The 3,712-nt window shown below is 48.1% G+C and carries 1 tRNA gene and 2 rRNA genes; all 3 read right to left on the reverse strand.

Features of this window, described 5'->3' with window-relative positions:
• Positions 1 to 3: 3 nt before the first annotated feature.
• The 3 genes from rrf to F602_RS0100210 all read right to left on the reverse strand — a co-directional run bounded on the left by rrf (position 4) and on the right by F602_RS0100210 (position 3,592).
• Positions 4 to 119, reverse strand: a 5S ribosomal RNA gene (gene rrf / locus F602_RS0100200).
• A 77-nt stretch (positions 120 to 196) separates the two neighbouring features.
• Positions 197 to 3,100 (reverse strand): 23S ribosomal RNA (locus tag F602_RS0100205).
• Between the two features lie 419 nt (positions 3,101 to 3,519).
• Positions 3,520 to 3,592, reverse strand: a tRNA-Ala gene (locus tag F602_RS0100210).
• Positions 3,593 to 3,712: the final 120 nt, after the last annotated feature.

Raw genomic sequence — 3,712 nt, forward strand, 5'->3', positions numbered from 1 at the left:
ATGGCTAAGCGACTACCGTATCTCACAGGGGGCAACCCCCAACTACTTCAGGCGTTCTAGGGCTTAACTACTGTGTTCGGCATGGGTACAGGTGTATCTCCTAGGCTATCGTCACTTAACTACTGAGTCTTGTCAACTCAAAATTGAATATCTATATTCTAACAAGTTTCCGACTTGCTGTCAATATCTCTCTATCTCGGATAAGTCCTCGAGCGATTAGTATTGGTCCGCTACATGTGTCACCACACTTCCACTTCCAACCTATCTACCTGATCTTCTCTCAGGGCTCTTACTAACATAAAGTTATGGGAAATCTCATCTTGAGGTGGGTTTCACACTTAGATGCTTTCAGCGTTTATCCCTTCCCTACATAGCTACCCAGCGATGCCTCTGGCGAGACAACTGGTACACCAGCGGTAAGTCCACTCTGGTCCTCTCGTACTAGGAGCAGATCCTCTCAAATTTCCTACGCCCGCGACGGATAGGGACCGAACTGTCTCACGACGTTCTGAACCCAGCTCGCGTGCCGCTTTAATGGGCGAACAGCCCAACCCTTGGGACCGACTACAGCCCCAGGATGCGACGAGCCGACATCGAGGTGCCAAACCTCCCCGTCGATGTGAACTCTTGGGGGAGATAAGCCTGTTATCCCCAGGGTAGCTTTTATCCGTTGAGCGATGGCCCTTCCATACGGTACCACCGGATCACTAAGCCCGACTTTCGTCCCTGCTCGAGTTGTAGCTCTCGCAGTCAAGCTCCCTTATACCTTTACACTCTACGATTGATTTCCAACCAATCTGAGGGAACCTTTGGGCGCCTCCGTTACTCTTTAGGAGGCGACCGCCCCAGTCAAACTGCCCGTCAGACACTGTCTCCGATAGGGATAACCTATCTGGGTTAGAGTAGCCATAACACAAGGGTAGTATCCCAACAACGCCTCTGTCGAAACTGGCGTCCCGACTTCAATGGCTCCTACCTATCCTGTACATGTGGTACAGATACTCAATATCAAACTGCAGTAAAGCTCCATGGGGTCTTTCCGTCCTGTCGCGGGTAACCTGCATCTTCACAGGTACTAAAATTTCACCGAGTCTCTCGTTGAGACAGTGCCCAAATCATTACGCCTTTCGTGCGGGTCGGAACTTACCCGACAAGGAATTTCGCTACCTTAGGACCGTTATAGTTACGGCCGCCGTTTACTGGGGCTTCAATTCACACCTTCGCTTACGCTAAGCGCTCCTCTTAACCTTCCAGCACCGGGCAGGCGTCACCCCCTATACATCATCTTACGATTTAGCAGAGAGCTGTGTTTTTGATAAACAGTTGCTTGGGCCTATTCACTGCGGCTGACCTACAGTCAGCACCCCTTCTCCCGAAGTTACGGGGTCATTTTGCCGAGTTCCTTAACGAGAGTTCTCTCGATCACCTGAGGCTACTCGCCTCGACTACCTGTGTCGGTTTGCGGTACGGGTAGTGTATACTGAAACGCTAGAAGCTTTTCTTGGCAGTGTGACGTCACTAACTTCGCTACTAAACTTCGCTCCCCATCACAGCTCAATGTTACAGAAATAAGCATTTGACTCATTTCACACCTCACTGTTTAGCCGGACTCTTCCAGTCGTCCGGTTTAGTTAGCCTACTGCGTCCCTCCATCACTATATACACTAGTACAGGAATATCAACCTGTTGTCCATCGGATACACCTTTCGGTCTCTCCTTAGGTCCCGACTAACCCAGGGCGGACGAGCCTTCCCCTGGAAACCTTAGTCTTACGGTGGATGGGATTCTCACCCATCTTGCGCTACTCATACCGGCATTCTCACTTCTATGCGTTCCAGCACTCCTCACGGTATACCTTCTCCACACATAGAACGCTCTCCTACCATAACACTTATGTGTTATCCACAGCTTCGGTAAATTGTTTTAGCCCCGGTACATTTTCGGCGCAGGGTCACTCGACTAGTGAGCTATTACGCACTCTTTGAATGAATAGCTGCTTCTAAGCTAACATCCTAGTTGTCTGTGCAACCCCACATCCTTTTCCACTTAACAATTATTTTGGGACCTTAGCTGGTGGTCTGGGCTGTTTCCCTTTCGACTACGGATCTTAGCACTCGCAGTCTGACTGCCGACCATAAATCTTTGGCATTCGGAGTTTATCTGAAATCAGTAAACCGAGATGGCCCCCTCATCCAAACAGTGCTCTACCTCCAAGATTCTTCTATGTCGACGCTAGCCCTAAAGCTATTTCGGAGAGAACCAGCTATCTCCAAGTTCGTTTGGAATTTCTCCGCTACCCACAAGTCATCCAAGCACTTTTCAACGTGCCCTGGTTCGGTCCTCCAGTGCGTCTTACCGCACCTTCAACCTGCTCATGGGTAGGTCACATGGTTTCGGGTCTACACCATGATACTATGTCGCCCTTTTCAGACTCGGTTTCCCTACGGCTCCGTCTCTTCAACTTAACCTCGCATCATAGCGTAACTCGCCGGTTCATTCTACAAAAGGCACGCTCTCACCCATTAACGGGCTCGAACTTGTTGTAGGCACACGGTTTCAGGTTCTATTTCACTCCCCTTCCGGGGTGCTTTTCACCTTTCCCTCACGGTACTGGTTCACTATCGGTCACTAGGGAGTATTTAGGGTTGGGAGATGGTCCTCCCGGATTCCGACAAGATTTCGCGTGTCTCGCCGTACTCAGGATACTGTTAGGGTCATGGACTATTTCGAATACGAGGCTCTCACTCTCTTTGGCTGACCTTCCCATGTCATTCTTCTATATTCCATCACTCCACGTCACAGTCCTACAACCCCGAGAAGTAAACTTCTCGGTTTGCCCTCCTGCCGTTTCGCTCGCCGCTACTAAGGCAATCGCGTTTGCTTTCTCTTCCTGCAGCTACTTAGATGTTTCAGTTCACTGCGTCTTCCTTCACATGACCTTAACAGTCATGGATAACAGGCATTACCTGTTGGGTTCCCCCATTCGGACATCTCTGGATCTTCGCTTACTTACAACTCCCCAAAGCATTTCGTCGTTTGTCACGTCCTTCATCGGCTCCTAGTGCCAAGGCATCCACCGTGCGCCCTTATTAACTTAACCTTATTAAACTAGTTGTTAAAAACTAGAAATGATACTCATTAAATATTCACAGCGTTTTCGGTTTATTTTCTTGTTACTATTCATATAACTATTTCTAGTTACATGGAATTTGATAGATATTCAATTTTCAATGGACAAATACATGATATTAAGAACCGTGCAACTTGCGCAAAACTGGCGTAGAATAAGGAGTGAACCAGCGACGTGTCCACAAGACACTAGATGGTTTCGACTTATTCCTAGAAAGTTTAGGTTCGTATTCAAATATCATCTAAAACAAGATCTATAAAGTTGATCACCAGACTAACTTCTTAGGAAAAATGATAAATCTCCTTGTGTGCAAGACACACTGCGTCGATTTCCTATTTTTCTACAGAAGTTTTCGCTAAAGCGAACCGTCTGTTAGTATCCTGTTTTAATGGAGCCTAGCGGGATCGAACCGCTGACCTCCTGCGTGCAAAGCAGGCGCTCTCCCAGCTGAGCTAAGGCCCCACAAATCATCATGTGGTTGATGGTTTTTCTTGCAAAAACCTCTCAAAATTAAAGAAGACAAACGTGCAAAGTTTCCGTTTCCCTTAAAAAGGGTCCTTAGAAAGGAGGTGATCCAGCCGC

It is taken from the genome of Streptococcus minor DSM 17118 (genome assembly GCF_000377005.1).
GTDB classification, from domain to species: Bacteria; Bacillota; Bacilli; order Lactobacillales; family Streptococcaceae; genus Streptococcus; species Streptococcus minor.